The sequence below is a fragment of the Frankia sp. QA3 genome (assembly GCF_000262465.1).
In the GTDB taxonomy this organism is placed as follows: Bacteria; Actinomycetota; Actinomycetes; order Frankiales; family Frankiaceae; genus Frankia.
In genome coordinates, this window is record NZ_CM001489.1 from 3,541,655 (window position 1) to 3,560,544 (window position 18,890).

The following is an 18,890-nucleotide window of genomic DNA, read 5'->3' on the forward strand; positions in this document are numbered from 1 at the left end:
GGGTCGCAGTGGTCGGGTCAGTTCGCGGTGAGCTTGAGGTGGCCGATGGCACGGGCCTGGTCGCTGGCGTGCTTGAGCACCACGCCGAGGGTGGAGGCGACGGCCGCCTCGTCGAAGGTGTCGAACCCGAGCGCAAGTACCGTCTGCGCCCAGTCGATGGTCTCGGCGATGGACGGCGCCTTCTTCAGCTCCATCGCGCGCAGCGCACGCACGATCCGAACCAACGACTCGGCGTGCTTCTCCGGCAGGTCCGGAACCCGGGAGAGCACGATCTCCTTCTCCCGCTCCGCGGAGGGATAGTCCAGGTTGAGGTAAAGGCAGCGCCGCTTGAGTGCCTCGGACAGCTCCCGGGTCGCGTTCGAGGTGAGGATGACGAACGGGCGGCGGGTCGCGGTGATCGTCCCAAGCTCGGGAATCGTCACCTGGAAGTCCGACAGCACCTCCAGCAGCAGGCCCTCCACCTCGACGTCGGCCTTGTCGGTCTCGTCGATGAGCAGCACCGTCGGCTCCTCGCGACGGATCGCCGTCAACAACGGCCGGGAAAGCAGGAACTCCTCGCTGAAGATGTCGTCGTGGGCCTGCTGCCAGCCCTCCGCGCCGCCGTCGCCGGAACCGGACTGGATGCGCAGCAGCTGCTTCTTGTAGTTCCACTCGTACAGCGCGCGGGCCTCGTCGAGACCCTCGTAGCACTGCAGGCGGATCAGCTCGGCGCCGACCGAGGTGGCCAGGGCCTTGGCGAGCTCGGTCTTCCCGACACCCGCCGGCCCTTCCACGAGCAGCGGCTTACGCAGCCGGTCGGCAAGGAAGACCGTGGTGGCGATCGCCTCGTCCGCGAGGTATCCGGTCGCGCGGAGGCGTTCCCGCACATCCGCGACGTCGGCGAAAGCGTGTTCCTGAAGCGACATGGCCACCTTCCGTCCCCGTGTCAAGCATCGCCACGTCCATAGTGCCAGGATGAAGCCGCAGACGGGCGACTACGCCCCGCCCGCGGCTTTGGTCCGGCCCTGGGCGGGTGAACGCCTCGGTACGCATCGGGACCCCGCAGCACCGGGACCGCAGCGCCGGCCAACGCCGGGATCGGTCAGCTCACGAGATGACCGTCGCCGACGCCGACCCACGTCGTCGAGGTCAGTTCGGGCAGGCCCATCGGCCCCCGCGCGTGCAGCTTCTGGGTGGAGATGCCGATCTCGGCGCCCATCCCGAACCGCTCACCGTCGGTGAACCGGGTCGAGGCGTTCACCATCACCGCCGCGCTGTCGCAGCTCATGATGAAGCGTCGGGACGCGCTCAGCGAACGGGTGACGATCGCCTCGGTGTGTCCACTGCCCCAGCGACGGATGTGCGCCACCGCGTCGTCGAGCGAGTCGACGACGCGGACGGCCATGTCCAACGACAGGTACTCGGCCGCCCAGTCGTCGTCGGTGGCGGGCACGGCACGCGGGTCCACCGCGCACACGGCCTCGTCGCCGTGCACGGCCACGCCCGCGTCGTGCAGCGCGGCCAGGACCTTCGGCAGGAACCGCTGCGCCACGGCGCGGTGCACCAGCAGCGTCTCCGCCGAGTTGCAGACCGAGACCCGGTGCGTCTTGGCGTTGACGGTGATCGCGAGCGCCTGGTCGAGATCGGCGTCGACGTCGACGTAGACGTGGCAGTTGCCGACCCCGGTCTCGATGACCGGCACGGTCGACTCCTCCACCACCGCCCGGATGAGCCCGGCCCCGCCACGGGGGATGAGCACGTCGACGAGACCCCGCAGCCGCATCAGATGCTTGACGGAGTCGTGATCGAGGCCGGGGACGAGCTGGACCGCGTCGGCCGGCAGACCGTTCGCCGCGGCGACGTCGCGCAGGACCGCCACCAGGGCGGTGTTGGACCGCACCGCGGAGGCGCTGCCGCGCAGCAGCACCGCGTTGCCGCTCTTGAGGCACAGCCCCGCGGCGTCCACGGTGACGTTCGGCCGCGCCTCGTAGATGATCCCCACGACGCCGAGCGGGACGCGGACCTGACGCAGCTCCATGCCGTTGGGCAGCACCCGCCCGCGCACGACCTCGCCGACCGGGTCGTCCAGCGCGGCGACCTGCCGCAGCCCGTCGGCCATGCCCCCCAGTCGGGCCGGGGTGAGGGTGAGCCGGTCGACCATGGCACCGGGCGTTCCCGCCGCCCGCGCGGCCGCGACATCCTCGGCGTTGGCCGCGAGGATCTCCGCGGACCGGGCGATGAGCGCCTCGGCCATCGCGAGCAGCACCCGATCCTTCTCGCCGCGGCTGACCGGTGCCAGCAGGGCCGCCGCCGCCTTCGCGCGCACTGCTACGTCTCGGACAGCCTCCGCAGAGGTGATCATCTCGGGATCCTCCGTAAGTGCGGGCGCCGCGGCGCAACCCACCCTCCTGAGGCTACCGGCGCCGGGCGGCACCCGCGCCTGTCCGCGTGGACCGGGTGACGATTCGGGCGTTCTGGCTGCGCAACGGCATGTGTCACGACCACGGCGGACCCCCGTGATGATCGGGCGCGGGCTCCTGCCTACCGTGCTCGCATGCTCGCCCTGCACACCTCCGACTGGCATCTCGGCCGTGGCCTGCACGGCCATGACCTGCTGCCGGCCCAGGCCGCCTTCATCGACCATCTCGTCGAGGTCGTCCGGGCGGAGTCCGTCGACGTGGTCCTCGTCGGCGGCGACGTGCACGACCGGGCGATCCCGCCGGTGCGCGCGCTGGAGCTCTTCGACGAGGCGCTGTCGCGGCTGCGGGACGCGGGCACCCGGGTCGTGGTGATCAGCGGCAACCACGACGCCGCCCGCCGCCTGGGTGACAAGTCGGGCCTGATCGACCCGCGGATCCGAATCAGGACGGACCCGGCCACGGTGGGCGTCCCCGTCGTCGTCGAGGACGCCGACGGCCCCGTGCGGATCTACGCGATCCCCTATCTGGAGCCGGCGACCGCGAACGCACTGCTGCCCGCGGCGGCGGCCGCGTCCCCGACCGGCACGGACCCTACCGGCACGGACCCGACCGGCACGGACCCGACCGGTGGGGCCGCCTCGGCGACGTTCTCCCAGGCCGCGACGATGCGCCGCGCGATGCGCGCCGTGCGGGCCGACCTCGACGGCCACCCGGGCGCCCGCAGCGTCGTCGTCGCGCATGCCTGGGTCACCGGTGGCGCGGGCAGCGACAGCGAACGCGACATCTCCGTCGGCGGGGTGGGCAACGTGCCGTCGAGCCTGTTCGACGGCATCACGTACACCGCGCTCGGTCATCTGCACCGCCCCCAGGCGATCACGCCCGCCGTGCGCTACAGCGGCTCGCCGATGGCCTTCTCCTTCTCCGAGGCCGCCGACCGGAAGGCCTGTCTGCTGGTGGACATCGGCCGTGACGGGGTACGGGCGGTCCGCGGCGTGGAGGTGCCCACCGGGCGGCGGATGGCGGTGCTGCGCGGCACCCTGCGCGAACTGCTGACCGCGGCGACGTTCGCCGCCCACGAAGGGGACTTCGTCTCGGCGGTGCTGACCGATCCGGTCCGGCCGGACGACGCGATGGCGACGCTGCAACGCCGCTTCCCCTTCGCCCTGCGCCTCGCCCACGAACCACCCGCCGGCGCGGCCGACGACCGCAGTTTCGGCGAACGGACCCGCGGCCGGACCGACCTGGAGATCGCCAAAGCGTTCGTGGCCCACGTGCGCAGCGATCCGTCGCCGCGGGAACGGACGCTGCTCAGCGAGGCGCTCGACGCGGCCCGGATCGCCGAGGAGGCGGCCTGATGCGGCCCCACCGGCTGCACCTGGAGGCGTTCGGGGCTTTTCCCGGCCAGGTCGACATCGACGTCGACCGGGTGAGCGGCGGCGGCCTGCTGCTGCTCTGCGGCGAGACCGGCGGCGGCAAGACGACGCTGCTCGACGCGATCGGGTTCGCCCTGTTCGGCGAGGTACCCGGCATGCGTGGAAAGATCGCCGGTGGTCCGGACCTGCGTTCCCACCACGCCGCCGCCTCGGTTCGACCGGAGGTGAGCCTGGAGTTCTCGGTCTCGGCGGGACGCTTCCGGATCACCCGCAGCCCCGCCTGGGACCGGCCGAAGCGCGGCGGCGGCACCACCCGGGCCCACCCTACCGCCCGGTTGGACCGCTACACCGCCGACGGCTGGGACACCATCGCCACCCGGCCGCAGGACGTCGGGCATGAGATCGGCCTGCTGCTCGGCCTGACCCACGACCAGTTCTTCCAGGTCATCATGCTGCCGCAGGGACGTTTCGCCGACTTTCTCCAGGCCGAGCACGACGACCGGGAAAAGCTGCTCAAGACGCTGTTCCACGTCAGCCGCTTCGAGTTCACCGAGCAGTGGCTGCGCGACCGGGCCAAGAGCGGCCGCGACGGGCTGGCGGTCGCCACGGCCGAGCTCGGCCGGGTGGCCGCGCGGATCGCCCAGGTCGCCGGGGTGACCGAGCCCGCGGACCCGACGGACGATCCCGGCTGGGCCACCGATCTGGCCCGCCAGGCGGACGCGGCGGCGGCCCAGGCCGAGGCTGCGCACCAGGCGGCCGGCCGCGCCCGCACCGCCGCCGACGACGCGCTCGCCGACGCCCGCGACCTCGTCCGCCGCATCGACCGGCGCCGGACGCTCACGGCGCGGCGCGGCGAGCTGGACGACCGCCGCGCCGCGGTCGATCGGCTCGCCGCCGACGCCGATGCGGCTCGACGGGCCGCGGTCGTCACCCCCGCGCTGGCCGAGCTGCGCCGGCGCACCGCGGCCGCCCAGCAGACCCGCGCGGCGGCACAGGCCGCGTGGCAGCGCCTGGCCGCTCACCCCGCGGGCCTGCTCCCCGCCGACCAGCCCGCGCGCCCGGCCGCCGAGACCTCGCCGCGAACCCCGGACGGCGACCGGGCTGCCGCCAGCGCCACGGGCCGCGGTGGAACCGACCAGGACGACGGCCCTGGCGGACCCACCGACGTCGAGGAGCTCGCCGGACTCGTCCGGCTCGCCCACGTCGAGGTCGGCCGGCTGGAGGGACTGGCGCGGACCCGGGCGGAGGCCGAACAGGATGACCGGACCGCGCAGGAGGCCGAGCGCGAGGCCGAGGAGCATCGGCGCGAAGCCGAGGCGCTCGCTCGCCGGCTCTCCACCGAGCTGCCGGCGGTCCGGGCAGCGGCCGAGTCCCGGGTGGCCACCGCGCGCCGCGCCGGCGCCGCCCTGCCCGCCCTGACCGAACGGGCCCGGTGGACCCGGGAACTGGCCGGCGCGGTCGCGGACCAGCACCGGGCCCGCCGGGACGCCGACGTCGCCCGCGACCGCGCCGCGACCGCCCGCTCCCACGCCGGGGACGTGCGCCGGCAGCGCTTCGACGCGATCACCGCGGAACTCGCCGCGGCGCTCGTCGACGGCACGCCCTGTCCGGTGTGCGGCGCGTTCGAGCACCCCGACCCGGCGGAGGTCCGTGCCGACCACGTGAGCAAGGAGGAGGAGACCGCCGCCGAGCAGGAGGCGGATCGGCTCGCGGCCGAGGCGGCGGTGGCCCTGCGCGCCGTCGACCGGTTGGAGACGCAGGTCCGGACGCTTCATGCCGAGCTGGCCCGCGAGCCGACCGGCCTGTCGGACCTGCCCGCCGCGCCGGGCCCGAGCACCGACGACACGCCCGACCTCCCGGCCACAAACGAGTCAGGGGCACCGGACGACGAGGCCGAGGACGCGCTGGCGCAGGTGCGGCGCTTCGATCTCGTGCGGCTGCTCGACGACCGGGCGCCCGCGTCGGCGCTCCGGCTCGAGAAGCTCGCCGCCGGCGTGGACGACCTGGTGACGGTCCGCGCCCGAGCCGCCGCGGACCTGGCCCCCGCCGAAGCCGCCCTGCTCGCCGTGTACGAGGAGGAGAAGAACGCCGCCGCCCGTCTGGCGGCGTCGCGGTCCAGCGAGCAGGCGGGCCGGCTGCGCGCGACGCAGATGCGCCAGCTCGCCGCGACGAGGCTCGCGGCGGTACCCGCCGACCTGCGCGAGACCGAGGCGCTGGCGGCCCGGCTGGACGCGGTGACGGCGCTCGCCGCCGACCAGGAGGCCACGTACGACGCGGAGCTGGCCGCCGAGCGGGCCCGCGCGGAACACGTCCGGGCCGGCCTCACCGCGCTCGATCTCGTCCGCCAGGCGGGCTTCACCGATCTGGACGACGCTGCCGCCGCCGTCCGCGAAGGGGACTGGCTTCGGGCCGCCGAGCAGGAGGTCCAGGCGTACCGGGAGGAGAGCGCCGCGATCGCCGGGGCGCTGGCCAGCGACGATCTCGCCGTCGACCCCGACACCGCGGTGCACCTTGCCGAGCATGAGGCGGCCGCCGAGGCGGCTCGGCAGGCGCACGAGTCGGCCGTCGCCGCACTGGCGCGGGCGAGCGGGCGGGCCAGCGAGCTCGCCGCCCTCCACACCACCTTCACCGCGGACCTCACCGAGCTGGGCCCCCTGCGCGCCGCGGCGGACGAGCTGCATCAGCTGGCCGAGCTCGCCGCGGGCCGCGGCGGCAACACCGAGGGAATGCCGCTGTCCAGCTTCGTGCTCGCCGCCCGGCTGGAGGAGGTGGCGATCGCGGCAAGCCGGCGGTTCGCCGCGATGAGCGCCGGGCGGTTCACCCTCGTCCACGACACCGAGGAGCGGCGCGACCGACGGCGGCGCGCGGGGCTGGGCCTGCTCGTCGAGGACGCGTGGACGGGCCGTCGACGCAACACCAGGACGTTGTCCGGCGGCGAGACCTTCCAGGCCGCGCTGTCGCTGGCCCTGGGGCTCGCCGACGTCGTGACCGCCGAGGCGGGCGGGCGGCGCATGGATGCGCTGTTCATCGACGAGGGCTTCGGGACCCTGGATCCCGACAGCCTGGACGAGGTGATGGCCGTCCTCGACGAACTGCGTTCCGGCGGGCGGCTCGTCGGTGTCGTCAGCCACGTCGCCGATCTGCGCCAGCGCATCCCGAATCAGATCCGGGTCATCAAGGGCACGAACGGCAGCCGCGTCGAGACCACACCCTGATCGCCCCGGCGGCGAGGCGCGAGGATCAGCGGGTCGGCAGCAGCAGGACGAGGTCGTCCCGGTGCACGATCTCCCGTTCGTAGGAGGGACCGAGTTCGGCGGCAAGCTCGGCGGTGGACCGTCCCAGCATCGCCGGCAGCTCTGCCGCGTCGAACGCCACCAGCCCCCTGGCCACCGGGCGGCCGTCGGGATCGACGAGATCCACGGGGTCGCCCGCGGCGAAGTCGCCCTCGACGCCGGTGACCCCGGCGGGCAGCAACGACGCCCGCCGCCGCACGACGGCCGCGACGGCACCGTCGTCCAGGCGCAGCAGCCCCTCCGGCGCAGTGGCGTGCGCCAGCCACAGCAGCCGAGAGGCCCGGCGCGGGCCGGTGGGATGGAACACCGTCCCGACCTCCTCGCCGCGTAGCACCGACGCGGCGTTCGCCGCCGAGGTGATGATCGCGGTGACCCCGCCGGACGCGGCCATGCGGGCGGCCTCGATCTTGGTTGCCATGCCGCCGACGCCGACGCCGGCGGTTCCCGTCCCGTGGGCGGTGAGCCCGGCGAGGTCCGCGTCCGAGCGCACCTCGCGCAGCAGGTTCGCCGGCCCGTGGCGGGGGTTGGCGTCGTAGAGACCGTCCACGTCCGACAGCAGCACCAGCAGGTCGGCGGACACCAGGTGGGCGACGATCGCGGCGAGGCGGTCGTTGTCGCCGAAGCGGATCTCCTGGGTTGCCACCGCGTCGTTCTCGTTGACGATCGGAACGACGCCGAGTTCAAGGAGCCGGTCGAGCGCGGTACGCGCGTTGCGGTAGTGGGTGCGGCGGATGACGTCGGTGGCGGTCAGCAGCACCTGGCCGACGCGGTAGCCCGCCCGGCCGAAGGCCGCGGCGTAGCTGTGGACCAGGGAGCTCTGCCCCACGCTGGCCGCGGCCTGCTGGGTGGCGAGGTCACGCGGCCGGCGGGCCAGCCCGAGTGGGGCGAGACCGGCTGCGATCGCCCCGGAGGAGACGAGCACGAGCTGCCCGGCCCTGGGCAGCAGCGCGGACACGAGGCTCTCCAGGCGGGCGACGTCGAGCCCGCCCGCCGCCGTCGTCAGCGAGGACGACCCGACCTTGACGACGACACGCTGCGCATCGGCCACGAACGCCCGCATCTGCGCTCCTATGCGTCCGCGTCGGCGGCGCCGCCGGTCCGGGCGTCGGCGGCCGCGGTGTCCTCGTCGAGCAGGCGGGCACGCCGCGACCGGGCCATCCGCTCGGCCCGGGTGAGCCGGACCGAGCCGCTCAGCCGGTCGTCGCTGCCGCGGGGGCCGAGGGAGGCGGGCGCCGGGCCCGCCGCACGGTCCGCGGGACGCGGCGGCGCGGTCGTGACGTCCGGGTGCCGCTCCCCCGCCGTGGCGCCACGGGCGCCGGCACCCGGCTCGTCGGCGCCGAGACGGTCCTCGGTGACGTCGCCGCCGGCTCCCAGCCCACCACCGCTCAGGGTCGGCTCCCAGTCGAAGGTGACGTCGCCGATCGTGACCTCGACGCCCGCGGTCGCGCCGAGCCGGGCGAGTTCCTTCTCCACTCCGAGCCGAGCGAGACGGTCGGCGAGGAACCCGATGGCCTCATCGTTGGTGAAGTCGGTCTGGCGCACCCAACGCTGCGGCTTCGCCCCGGAGATGAGGAAGCCCTCACCGAGGGACGTCACGGTGAAGTCCGGTTCGTTCACCGCCCGGGGACGCAGGACGATGCGGGTCGCGGACCGGCTCGGCGCCGCCGCCCGCAGCGCCGCGACCCGCTCCGCCAACGCCAGTGACAGCGCATGCACCCCCTGGCGGGTGGCGCTACTGACCGCGAACACGTCGAGCCCGCGGGCCCGCAGATCGGCGGTGACCAGTTCGGCGAGGTCGGCGGCGTCGGGCACGTCGATCTTGTTGAGGACGACGAGCCGGGGACGGTCGGACAGGTCGGCCGAATACGCCGCGAGCTCGGCCTCGATGACGTCGAGATCGGTCAGCGGGTCGCGTCCCGGTTCGAGCGTGGCGCAGTCCAGCACGTGCACGATCAGCGAGCAGCGCTCGATGTGCCGGAGGAACTCCAGGCCCAGACCGCGCCCCTCGCTGGCGCCCGGGATGAGGCCCGGGACATCCGCCACCGTGTACGGCGGGTGATCCCCTGCCCGCGCCACCCCGAGGTTGGGCACGAGGGTGGTGAACGGATAGTCGGCGATCTTGGGCTTGGCGGCGCTCAGCACGGACACCAGGGACGACTTCCCCGCGCTGGGGAATCCGACGAGCGCGACGTCGGCCACCGTCTTGAGCTCCAGGACGGCGTCGAGCGACTCGCCGGGCTCACCGAGCTCGGCGAATCCGGGTGCCTTGCGGCGGGCGGAGGCCAGCGCCGCGTTCCCCCGGCCACCACGGCCGCCCCGGGCGAGCACGAACGCGCTGCCCGCCCCGACCAGGTCGATGAGCTGCTCACCGTCGTCGGTGAGGACGACCGTGCCGTCGGGCACGGGCAGGATGAGGTCCTCCCCGTCCGCGCCGTGACGGTTCGATCCCTGGCCGGGGCGACCCCGCGAGGCCCGCTGGTGCGGATGGAAGTGGAAGTCGAGCAGAGTGGTCACGCTCGGATCCACGACGAGGCGGACGTCGCCTCCGCGGCCGCCGTCGCCGCCGTCGGGACCGCCCAGCGGCTTGAACTTCTCCCGGTGGATGGAGGCGCAGCCGTGGCCGCCGTCCCCAGCCGCCGCGTGCAACACCACCCGGTCGACGAAGGTCGGCATCGCTGCTTCCTCTCCCCTGCTCTGTGTCGTGCGGTCTTCGGACCGTCGTCCGCCGCAGGCGCCTCGCCCCATCGTGCGCCCGTCTCGCGACGCCCCGCGCATCCCCGCGTCCGGGGATCCCCGCGTTCAGGGATCCCAGCGTTCCGCACCGCGGCACATGCCAAAACCGCGCGCACCAAACCCGAAGCGGGATGATGCGCGCGGCTGTGTGCTTGGCATCGGGGACGGCGAGCGCGTGGACGGGCGGGCCATGCCTGGCTCACCCGACCGGCATCGCCGTCCGGTCGAGTCAGGCGGCGGGCGCCGCCACCTGCTCGACCACGTTCACGACGCGGCGACCACGACGGTGGCCGAACTGCACGTGGCCGGCCGACAACGCGAAAAGCGTGTCGTCCTTACCGCGCCCGACCAGCTCACCCGGGTGGAAGTGGGTGCCGCGCTGACGAACGATGATCTCGCCGGCCTTGACGAACTGGCCGCCGAAGCGCTTCACGCCCAGCCGCTGAGCGTTGGAGTCCCGACCGTTGCGCGAGGAGCTCGCGCCCTTCTTATGCGCCATCTCGCTCAGGCCTTCCCGGTCTCGATGCCGGTCACCTTGAGACGCGTCAGCTTCTGGCGGTGGCCCTGACGCTTGTGGTAGCCGGTCTTGTTCTTGAACTTGTGGATCCGGATCTTCGGACCCTTGACGACGCCGACCACCTCGGCGGTCACCTCGACGGACGCGAGCGCGTCGGCGTCGTGGGTGACCGAGTCGCCGTCGACGAGCAGGAGCGCCGGAAGGTTCACGGCCGCGCCCGGCTCTCCGGAAAGGAGTTCGACGTCGACGACATCGCCGACGGCGACCCTGTGCTGCTTGCCGCCGCTGGCAACGACCGCGTACACCAGATCTCCCTGCTGTTGTTGTACCGCTGTGACCGCACGGAACCAGGTTCCCCGCGGAGCTTTGGGTGCGTCCCCGCCGCCACCGGCCGCACCGCAGCCGTCCGGCGGCTCTTCCGGTGGGCCGGGCCCAGTCCGGATGAACGCGCGGACTCCACCTTACAGGTCATCGCCGCGTGGGTGACGGTCGGGAGCCGCACCACCGGTGCCCACCGGGCGGAGGCCGGCCGGCGAGGAGGCCGAGGTCGCCTTTTTCCGCCTGCGGTCCGGGCGGCTCGCCCGGACCGGTCACCGAGGTCGCACCACCCTGTCCCCGCGCGCACGGACCATATCCCCGGATGACCCGGACGGGCCATGGTGGAGCACGCCGGGGAAGGGGAAGCATGGATCGTCCGCATGGCGCAGTTCCACGATGGATCGTGAGGCTTCGACGCCGGAGGCAATGTCGCGTCGGGGGTGATGGGGATGGTCTGGCAACTGCTCGTCTGGACCGCGGGCGCCGGGACCGCCATAGCGCTGGCCGTAGCCTGCCGCCCGGCGGCCGAGGCGGCCCGCCGCCACGGCTCGGTTCCCGGCACGGTGCCGGCCGCGACCGGAGCGCTGGCGGCGCTGGTGGTGGTCGGCCTCGTCCTCACCGCCCTCGCCGGCGTGCCGCCGCGGGTGGGTGCCTGCTGGCTGCTGGGGACCGCGCTGGCGGCGGGATGGATCGCGCTGCGGCGCCGGGATCCGGCGGCCTGGGGCGTGCCGCCGGTGGCGCAGCCTGCGGGCGGGGAGGCGGGGCAGGACGGCGCGGCGCGCCAGCGGATGAGTCCGGACCTCGCCGATCAGGACGATCTCGTCCAGTCACTGACGATCGCTTCATATGCGTTGCAGATGGGCGACCCTGGGCGCGCCCATCAGGCGGTCGAGGTCGCGCTGTCCCGCTCCCGGGCCACCCTGGATCTGCTGATGCGGGAGAATCCCGGCCGCGGGTTCGTCCGCTCCGGACCGGCCACGGCCCAGAGCCCGGCCGGTCCGACCGCCGCCTGAGGCTGCCGCTCATCCGGCGCCGGGCGGTGGCCCTCCCCGCCCGGAAGGATCCGAGGGGGAGGACGACCAGCCGGGCTTGGGGGCTCCTGCGCTCGGCAGCGGCGGCGTGCGCGCGGCTGCCGGTCGGTCAGGTGCCGGCGGATTCGGCCGAGGGCGGCACGGACTCCAGTGACTCCGCCGGCTTGGAGACCGGACGGGACGCCCGGCGTCGCCGGCTGCGGACGGGCTTGCCAGCGGCCACACCGCCGTCGGCGGTGGCGAGGCTGTCGGGGTCGTCGGAGTTCGCATAGACGGGCGGCGCCGTGTCCCCGCCGCCGGTCGGTGCCGCGATCGGGGCGGCCACCGGAACCGCCGTTGCGGGGACATGGCCGTTGCCATTCACCGCGACGATCGGCTCGGCCGCGGCCAGCACCGTGGTGGTGGGTGCCGACGGCGAGTCCGGGGTGCCGCCGGCATTGCCTGCCGTCACGCCGGTGGCTTCGTTCTCCGCCGCGGCCGGCTGGTCGACGTCGGCCGCCGGTGCGGTGCCGCCGGCCACCTCGGTGGCTGCCTCGGCCGAGCCGGCGGGAGCGCCGGACGAGGCGGCCGCGACGAGCGCGGGGCCGCCCGCGGCGCGGGTAGCGGCGCCCCGCGAGCGCCGACCTGACCCGCCGGGCCCGGCACCGACCGCGGCCGGTTCGGACTGGCTGGCGCCGGACCCACCGGAAGCGGCCGAACCGGCCCCCGGGTGGGCCTGCCCGCCGTGGGCGCCGTTGCCGTTGAGGTGGATGAGCACGCCGCGACCGTTGCAGTGCACGCACGGCTCGCTGTACGCCTCGAGCAGGCCCTGACCCACCCGCTTGCGGGTCATCTGGACCAGGCCGAGGCTCGTCACCTCCGCGACCTGATGCCGCGTGCGGTCACGGCCGAGGCACTCGGTGAGCCGGCGCAGGACCAGCTCCCGGTTGCTCTCCAGAACCATGTCGATGAAGTCGATGACGATGATCCCGCCGATGTCCCGCAGCCGCAGCTGGCGGACGATCTCCTCGGCGGCCTCCAGGTTGTTCTTGGTGACGGTCTCCTCGAGGTTGCCGCCCTTGCCGGTGAACTTGCCGGTGTTGACGTCGATGACCGTCATCGCCTCGGTGCGATCGATGACCAGCGACCCGCCGGAGGGCAGCCAGACCTTGCGGTCCAACGCCTTGGCGAGCTGCTCGTCCACCCGGTAGTCGACGAAGACGTCCCCGGTCCCCGTGTAGCGACGGATGCGCGGACGCAGGTCGGGGGCGACGGCGTCGATGTACTCCTCGATCGTCGCGGCCTCACCGGCGCCCTGGACGACCAGCTCGGTGAAGTCCTCGTTGAAGATGTCGCGGATCACCCGCACGACGAGGTCCGGCTCGCCGTAGAGCAGGGACGGCGCCGACGCCTTCTTCGCCCGCCGCTGGATGTCCTCCCACTGCGCGGCGAGCCGTTCGACGTCGCGTTCGAGCTCGGCCTCGCTGGCGCCCTCGGCGGCGGTGCGCACGATGACGCCGCCGTCCTCAGGCGTGATCTTCTTGAGGATGCTCTTGAGCCGCGCCCGCTCGGTGTCGGGCAGCTTGCGACTGATGCCGGCGTTCTGGCCGTCCGGCACATACACGAGGTACCGGCCCGGCAGGCTGATCTGGCTGGTGAGCCGGGCGCCCTTGTGACCGATGGGATCCTTGGAGACCTGGACCAGGACCGACTGGCCCGACTTGAGCACCTGTTCGATCTTGCGGGGACGGCCGTCGAGCCCGGAGGCGTCGTAGTTGACCTCGCCGGCGTACAGGACGGCGTTGCGGCCCTTGCCGATGTCGACGAACGCCGCCTCCATGCTGGCCAGCACGTTCTGCACCCGGCCGAGGTAGACGTTGCCCGCGTACGACGCGGAGCTCGCCCGGGTGACGAAGTGCTCGACGAGCACGCCGTCCTCCAGGACGGCGATCTGGGTGCGGTCGCCCGCGTGGCGCACGACCATGCGACGCTCGACCGCCTCGCGGCGGGCGAGGAACTCGGCCTCGGTGACGATCGGCGGGCGGCGCCGGCCGCTGTCCCGGCCCTCGCGCCGCCGCTGGCGCTTGGCCTCCAGCCGGGTCGAGCCGCTCAGGCCGCGGACCAGGTCCTCGTCCCGACGGATCTCCCGCACGTGCACGACCGTGTTCGGCGGGTCGTCGGCCACCGCCGGCTCGTCGCCGCCGGCACGCCGGCGCCGCCGGCGGCGCCGGCGCGAACCGCCCGCGCGATCGTCCTCGTCCTCATCGTCGCGATCACCATCGTCGGTGCGGTCCGCCGCCTCGCCGCCGTCGGCCGCGGCGGCCGACTCCAGCTCGCCGCCCCGCCCGGGACGATCGGTGGCGTCCGCGGCCACGGAAGCGCGCGGGCCCTCGTCGGTCTCGCCGGCGCCGTCCTCGACGTCGGCGTCGGTACCGTCCTCGTCTCCGCGGGCCCGACCACGGCCCCGGCGGCCACGGCGGCGGCGACGGGTGGAACCCGACCCGCCGCCCTGGTCGTCCTCGTCGAACTCCCCGTCCTCGTCAACGGCGACGAGTTCCTCGGCCGCGGCGATGTCGGTGTCGGTGGCCTCGACGGAAGGCTCACCCTCGCCGAGCGGCTCGTCGGCGTCGGTGGCCTCGAGGACGGCTGCCGATCCTGCCTCGTCCGCATCGTCGGCGCGCTGCCAGCGCGACTCGGCGGCCGCCGGCTCCGGCGCCTGGAAGGTCACCATCGCCACCGGGCGGCGGGCCGCCGGGCGGGGCACGGGCTCGGCGGGCAGTTCGTCTCCGATGCCAGCCCAGGTCGGAGCGGTGGCACGCCGGGTCCTCGTCCGGGTGCGGGTGCCGGCCGGGGCCGGCTCGGCGGCAGGCGGTACGGGCTGTGCCTGCTCACCCTCGGCGGGTGCGGAAGCAGGAGCCGAGCCGACCGGGGCACCAGCCGCAGCCGACGCCTCGGAGACGGCGGGCGGCCCAGCAACGGCGGGCGGCCCAGCAACGGCGGGCGGCCCAGCGACGGCCGATGGCTCAGCGACGGAGGCCGACGGAACCTCGCTGGCCGACCCTTCGGCCGCGCGGGCCGTGCCGGCGGGAGCCTCGGCTGAGGGCGCCCCGCTGGCCGATGCCTCGGCTACGGGCGCCGGGCCGGAGGGAACCTCGACGGACGCGGCCTCGACGGACGCGACCTTGGCGGATGTCGCGCGACGCCTCGTGGTCCGGGTGCGCGTAGTGCGAGTCGTGGTGGCGTCGCCACCGCTGACCTCGTCGGCCGCGGCGGAGGCGGCCGTCGGCTCGACCGCGGACGGCACGGCGGCGGACGGCACGGCGGCGGACGGCTCGGCGGCAGGGGCCACGGATGGTGGCGTGACGGGGCCGGAAGTGGCCCGGCGCGAACGGGTTCGCTTGGGCTTCGGCGCGTCCTCGACGATTGGGGCCGCCACGGCGTCACCCGATGGCGCCCCGACGGCGGACGAGGACGGGAACTCGGTGGTAACGGCGGCGGTGACCGGGGCAACAGCCGAGGCGGGCGGGGTGCCGGCGGCGCCGGACGGCCCTGCCGCTGCGGTGTCGGCGGTGGTCACAGGCTCGACCGGAGCCGGGATCTCGGCCGCGGCGACGTCACGGACGGCGCGGCGGCTGCGCGTTGCGCGGGTACGCCGGGCCGGCGCCGCGGGCTCGGTCCCCTGGGCCGCGCCGTCGCTCGCGGCCGCACCGGCGTCGGTGACCGTGGCGGATGGCGGCGTGGCGCTGTCGACGGCGGGCGGGACGGTGCCGGAAACGGCCGGATCGGCCGCATCCGCTGCCTGCACCGCGGCTGGATCGGCCGTGTCGGCACCGCCCGCGTCGTTCGCCTTCGCCCTGGTCGCCCTGGTCGCCCTGGTACGCGTCGTGGTGCTGGTCCTCGACCGCCGTCGGGTGGTGGGCGGCGCGTCGGCTGACTGCGGCTCCCCCGCCGGGGCACCGCCGTCCCCGGACGAGGACACGGGGGCCGACGAGGACACGGGGGCCGACGAGTCGGCCGCGTCGCTGGTCACGCTCGGGGCGGCGGTTGCCACGGCGCCGTCGGGAGCGGACCCGTCCGGGTGCTCGGGGGGCGGGCCTGCTGCCCGCCCGGCGGCCCTGCGCCGACGCGGCGCGGGGCGGGTGGATTCGGATTCGGTCTGGGTGGTCAGATCATCGTCGGGCACGGGTTAAGAAGCCTCTCGGGCTCCCGGGCGCGCTGCCTGGTGCAGTCGCGGCCGCGCAGAAGCCAATGTCTCGGTCCGGCTCGGGTGCTGCCGGGAAAGCCTGCGACGCCCTGCATCACGCTGATGATCGACCTGCCAGCCGGCCAGCGTCGTTGCGGTCCGGCGCCAGCGGGTCTGCCAGCGTCCTATCCTCGCGCAGTCGGCCCTGCTCCAGCCGCGTTGGCTCGGGCGGCACCGACGGGCGCAGACCGGCTACCACGCCGAGGGCGGTCAGCACGTCGTCTGGTCGCACAGCGGGCGTCGTGTGCCGCACGACCATCTCCAGTATCGCACACGTGTCGTTCTCTGCACGACAAACGGCCAAGACCATGGCGGCACGCACATCGAACCGGCGCCGACCGTCCTTGGTCGCCCGCTCGACCTGCACGACATCACGCCCCAACAGCTCGGCCACCGCGGCGCGCAGCTCGGGCTCCGCGACCCCCGGTAGCCGGACCACCCAGCGGGAGCCGTCGATCCGCTCCGCGAGCCCGGTCCCCTGGGCCGTTGCGGCCTCCAACACGTCCAACCCGGGCGGCAACGCCGCGTCCAGGGCGGCCCGCAGCTGCGCCGGATCCACCACCACGGCCAGCGCCAGCTCGACGTACTCGGCCTCGCTCGCGGCGCCGGTGGGCGCGGCGCCGACCCAGGAGATCCGGGGATGCGGGCTGAAACCCGCCGAGTACGCCATCGGCACCGCCGCCCGGCGCAGCCCCCGTTCGAAGGTGCGGGCCACATCCCGATGTGACAGGAATCGCAGCCGCCCCCGCTTCGCGAAGCGCAGCCGGACCCGTTGGACGACCGGCGGGGGCGGCGGCCCCTCAGGCCGGCGTGCCACTGCCCACCGCCGCCGGGTCGATCCGGGAGCCGGCGGCCGGCACGTCCCCGGCGCCGCTCCCGGCCACGACCTCGACCTCGACCGGGGCGGTGACCACCGGCGAACCCGCCGACACGCCCACCACGGGTAGCAACGACCGGCCGGTCGGGCCGATCTGAGTGTCGGTCCCCATCGTCGGGCAGACGCCACAGTCGTAGCAGGGGGTCCACCGGCAGTCGTCGAGCTCGGTCTCGCGCAGCGCCTCCTGCCAGTCGGCCCACAGCCAGTCCCGGTCGAGGCCCGCGTCGAGATGATCCCAGGCCAGCACCTCGCGCTCGTCGCGCTCGCGGGTGGTGAACCAGTCGAGGGAGACCCCGAGCGGTTCGAGCTCGGCGGCGCACGCCGACTCCCAGCGCTCGAACGAGAAGTGCTCGTTCCAGCCGTCGAAGCGACCGCCCTCGCGCCAGACCCGCTCGATCACGGCGCCGACGCGGCGGTCACCGCGGGCCAACAGGCCCTCAATGATGCCCGGACGGCCGTCGTGGTAGCGGAACCCGACCGCCCGGGCGATCTCCCGATCCGCCCGCACGGTGTCCCGCAGGAGCTTCAGGCGCGCGTCGGTGACCTCGTGCGACGCCTGCCCCGCCCACTGGAACGGGGTGTGCGGCTTTGGAACGAAGCCGCCGATCGACACCGTGCAGCGGATGTCACGGTGGCCACTGGCCCGGCGGCCGGCCCGGATCACCTCCCGGGCGAGGTCGGCGATCTCCAGCACGTCCTGGTCGGTCTCGGTCGGCAGCCCGCACATGAAGTAGAGCTTCACCTGACGCCAGCCGTGGGCGTAGGCAGTGCTGACGGTGCGCACCAGGTCTTCGGCACTGACCATCTTGTTGATGACCTTGCGTAGCCGCTCGGAGCCGCCCTCCGGGGCGAACGTCAGCCCGCTGCGCCGGCCGTTACGGGAGAACTCGTTCGCCAGGGTGATGTTGAAGGCATCCACCCGCGTCGAGGGCAGGCTCAGCGAGACCTTCTCGCCCTCGTACCGGTCGGCGAGACCGGTCGCGATCTCACCGATCTCGGTGTGGTCCGCGCTGGACAGCGACAACAGGCCGACCTCGTTGAAGCCGGTGGCCCGCAGGCCCGCGTCGACCATGGCTCCGATGGTGGAGATGTTGCGCTCCCGCACCGGCCTGGTGATCATACCGGCCTGGCAGAACCGACAGCCACGGGTGCAGCCCCGGAAGATCTCCACGCTCATCCGCTCGTGCACCGTCTCGGCGAGCGGGACCAGCGGGGCCTTCGGGTACGGCCAGGAGTCGAGATCGGACAGCGTGTGCTTGCTCGGCCGGGCCGGGACGTCGTCGCGGTTGGCGGTGACCGCCTGGATGCGGCCGTCGGACCGGTAGGTGACGTCGTAGAACGCCGGCACGTAGACCAGCCGGCGGCGGGCAAGCCGGGCCAGCAGCTCGGTGCGCCCACCAGGAGCGCCGGCCGCCTTCCACGAGCGGATCACGTCGGTGATGCCGAGCACTGCCTGCTCGCCGTCGCCGAGCACTACGGCGTCGACGTAGGCGGCGATGGGCTCGGGGTTGAACGCGGCGTGCCCGCCCGCGACGACGATCGGATCGGACTCGCCACGCCGCTCGGCGTGCAGGGCAATCCCGGCGAGGTCGAGCGCGGTGAGCATGTTGGTGTAGCCGAGTTCGGTGGAGAAGCTGACGCCGAACACGTCGAAGTCGCCGACCGCCCGGTGCCCGTCCACGGTGAACTGCGGCAGGCCGTGCTCGCGCAGCAGGGCCTCCAGGTCGGGCCATACCGAGTAGGTCCGCTCGGCGAGTACGTCCGGCTGCTCGTTGAGGATCTCGTAGAGGATCTGCAGACCCTGGTTGGGCAGGCCGACCTCGTAGGCGTCCGGATACATCAGGGCCCAGCGCACCGCGGCGGCGTCCCAGGGTTTGACGATGGAGTTCCCCTCGCCGCCGACATACTGCACGGGCCTTCGCACCCGCGGGAGCAGCGGCTCCAGGCGAGCGAACAGCGACTGTCCGGACATGCAGGCGAGCCTACGGCACGGCAGCACCCCACCACGGGCCCGCGCGTTCGCCGGATCTCCGGCCACTCCCTTGCCCTTCCACAGCCCCACGTGCCCGAGTCGTCTCTGTGGAGAAGCAGGGCAGGCGGACTCCCCTGCTTCTCCAGAGGCCTCCG

The 18,890-nt window shown here is 74.1% G+C and carries 12 protein-coding genes; 3 read left to right on the forward strand and 9 right to left on the reverse strand.

Annotation, left to right across the window (positions count from 1 at the left end; genetic code table 11):
* Window positions 1–17 precede the first annotated feature (17 nt).
* On the reverse strand, window positions 18–905 hold the full coding sequence (locus FRAQA3DRAFT_RS14600) for a MoxR family ATPase (protein ID WP_009739802.1): 888 nt from the start codon (window positions 903–905) through the stop codon (window positions 18–20).
* 176 nt (window positions 906–1,081) lie between these two features.
* The gene (locus FRAQA3DRAFT_RS14605) at window positions 1,082–2,341 is read right to left on the reverse strand and encodes a glutamate-5-semialdehyde dehydrogenase (protein ID WP_009739803.1); all 1,260 of its coding nucleotides are present in this window, start codon (window positions 2,339–2,341) and stop codon (window positions 1,082–1,084) included.
* Window positions 2,342–2,533: 192 nt separating this feature from the next.
* On the opposite strand from FRAQA3DRAFT_RS14605, the gene FRAQA3DRAFT_RS14610 reads away from it, so the two are divergent.
* Both FRAQA3DRAFT_RS14610 and FRAQA3DRAFT_RS14615 read left to right on the forward strand, forming a co-directional pair.
* Entirely contained in the window at window positions 2,534–3,754 is a 1,221-nt protein-coding gene (locus FRAQA3DRAFT_RS14610) for an exonuclease SbcCD subunit D (RefSeq protein ID WP_009739804.1), read from the forward strand.
* Entirely contained in the window at window positions 3,754–6,987 is a 3,234-nt protein-coding gene (locus FRAQA3DRAFT_RS14615; RefSeq protein ID WP_009739805.1) for an AAA family ATPase, read from the forward strand. The genes FRAQA3DRAFT_RS14610 and FRAQA3DRAFT_RS14615 overlap by 1 nt, the downstream gene beginning before the upstream one ends.
* A 25-nt stretch (window positions 6,988–7,012) precedes the next feature.
* Here FRAQA3DRAFT_RS14615 and proB read toward each other — a convergent pair whose 3' ends face one another.
* The 4 genes from proB to rplU form a co-directional block, all read right to left on the reverse strand.
* Entirely contained in the window at window positions 7,013–8,125 is a 1,113-nt protein-coding gene (gene proB, locus FRAQA3DRAFT_RS14620; protein ID WP_009739806.1) for a glutamate 5-kinase, read from the reverse strand.
* Window positions 8,126–8,133: 8 nt separating this feature from the next.
* Complete coding sequence (gene obgE / locus FRAQA3DRAFT_RS14625; protein WP_009739807.1) at window positions 8,134–9,738, reverse strand: GTPase ObgE; 1,605 nt, start codon at window positions 9,736–9,738, stop codon at window positions 8,134–8,136.
* Window positions 9,739–10,027: 289 nt separating this feature from the next.
* Window positions 10,028–10,297, reverse strand: coding sequence for a 50S ribosomal protein L27 (gene rpmA, locus FRAQA3DRAFT_RS14630; protein WP_009739808.1), 270 nt, complete (start codon window positions 10,295–10,297; stop codon window positions 10,028–10,030).
* A gap of 5 nt (window positions 10,298–10,302) precedes the next feature.
* Window positions 10,303–10,620: a 50S ribosomal protein L21 gene (gene rplU / locus FRAQA3DRAFT_RS14635; protein ID WP_009739809.1), complete on the reverse strand. Its 318-nt coding sequence runs from the start codon at window positions 10,618–10,620 to the stop codon at window positions 10,303–10,305.
* 462 nt (window positions 10,621–11,082) lie between these two features.
* Between rplU and FRAQA3DRAFT_RS14640 the strand changes: the two genes are divergently transcribed.
* On the forward strand, window positions 11,083–11,646 hold the full coding sequence (locus FRAQA3DRAFT_RS14640; RefSeq protein WP_009739810.1) for a hypothetical protein: 564 nt from the start codon (window positions 11,083–11,085) through the stop codon (window positions 11,644–11,646).
* A gap of 127 nt (window positions 11,647–11,773) precedes the next feature.
* Here FRAQA3DRAFT_RS14640 and FRAQA3DRAFT_RS37260 read toward each other — a convergent pair whose 3' ends face one another.
* The 3 genes from FRAQA3DRAFT_RS37260 to FRAQA3DRAFT_RS14655 form a co-directional block, all read right to left on the reverse strand.
* Window positions 11,774–15,826 (reverse strand): Rne/Rng family ribonuclease, encoded by a 4,053-nt coding sequence (locus FRAQA3DRAFT_RS37260; RefSeq protein ID WP_009739811.1) that lies wholly within the window; start codon window positions 15,824–15,826, stop codon window positions 11,774–11,776.
* Window positions 15,827–15,941: 115 nt separating this feature from the next.
* Window positions 15,942–16,703: a TIGR03936 family radical SAM-associated protein gene (locus tag FRAQA3DRAFT_RS14650; RefSeq protein WP_009739812.1), complete on the reverse strand. Its 762-nt coding sequence runs from the start codon at window positions 16,701–16,703 to the stop codon at window positions 15,942–15,944.
* The gene (locus tag FRAQA3DRAFT_RS14655) at window positions 16,687–18,735 is read right to left on the reverse strand and encodes a TIGR03960 family B12-binding radical SAM protein (RefSeq protein WP_083873608.1); all 2,049 of its coding nucleotides are present in this window, start codon (window positions 18,733–18,735) and stop codon (window positions 16,687–16,689) included. Before FRAQA3DRAFT_RS14655 ends, FRAQA3DRAFT_RS14650 begins: the two co-directional genes overlap by 17 nt.
* Window positions 18,736–18,890: the final 155 nt, after the last annotated feature.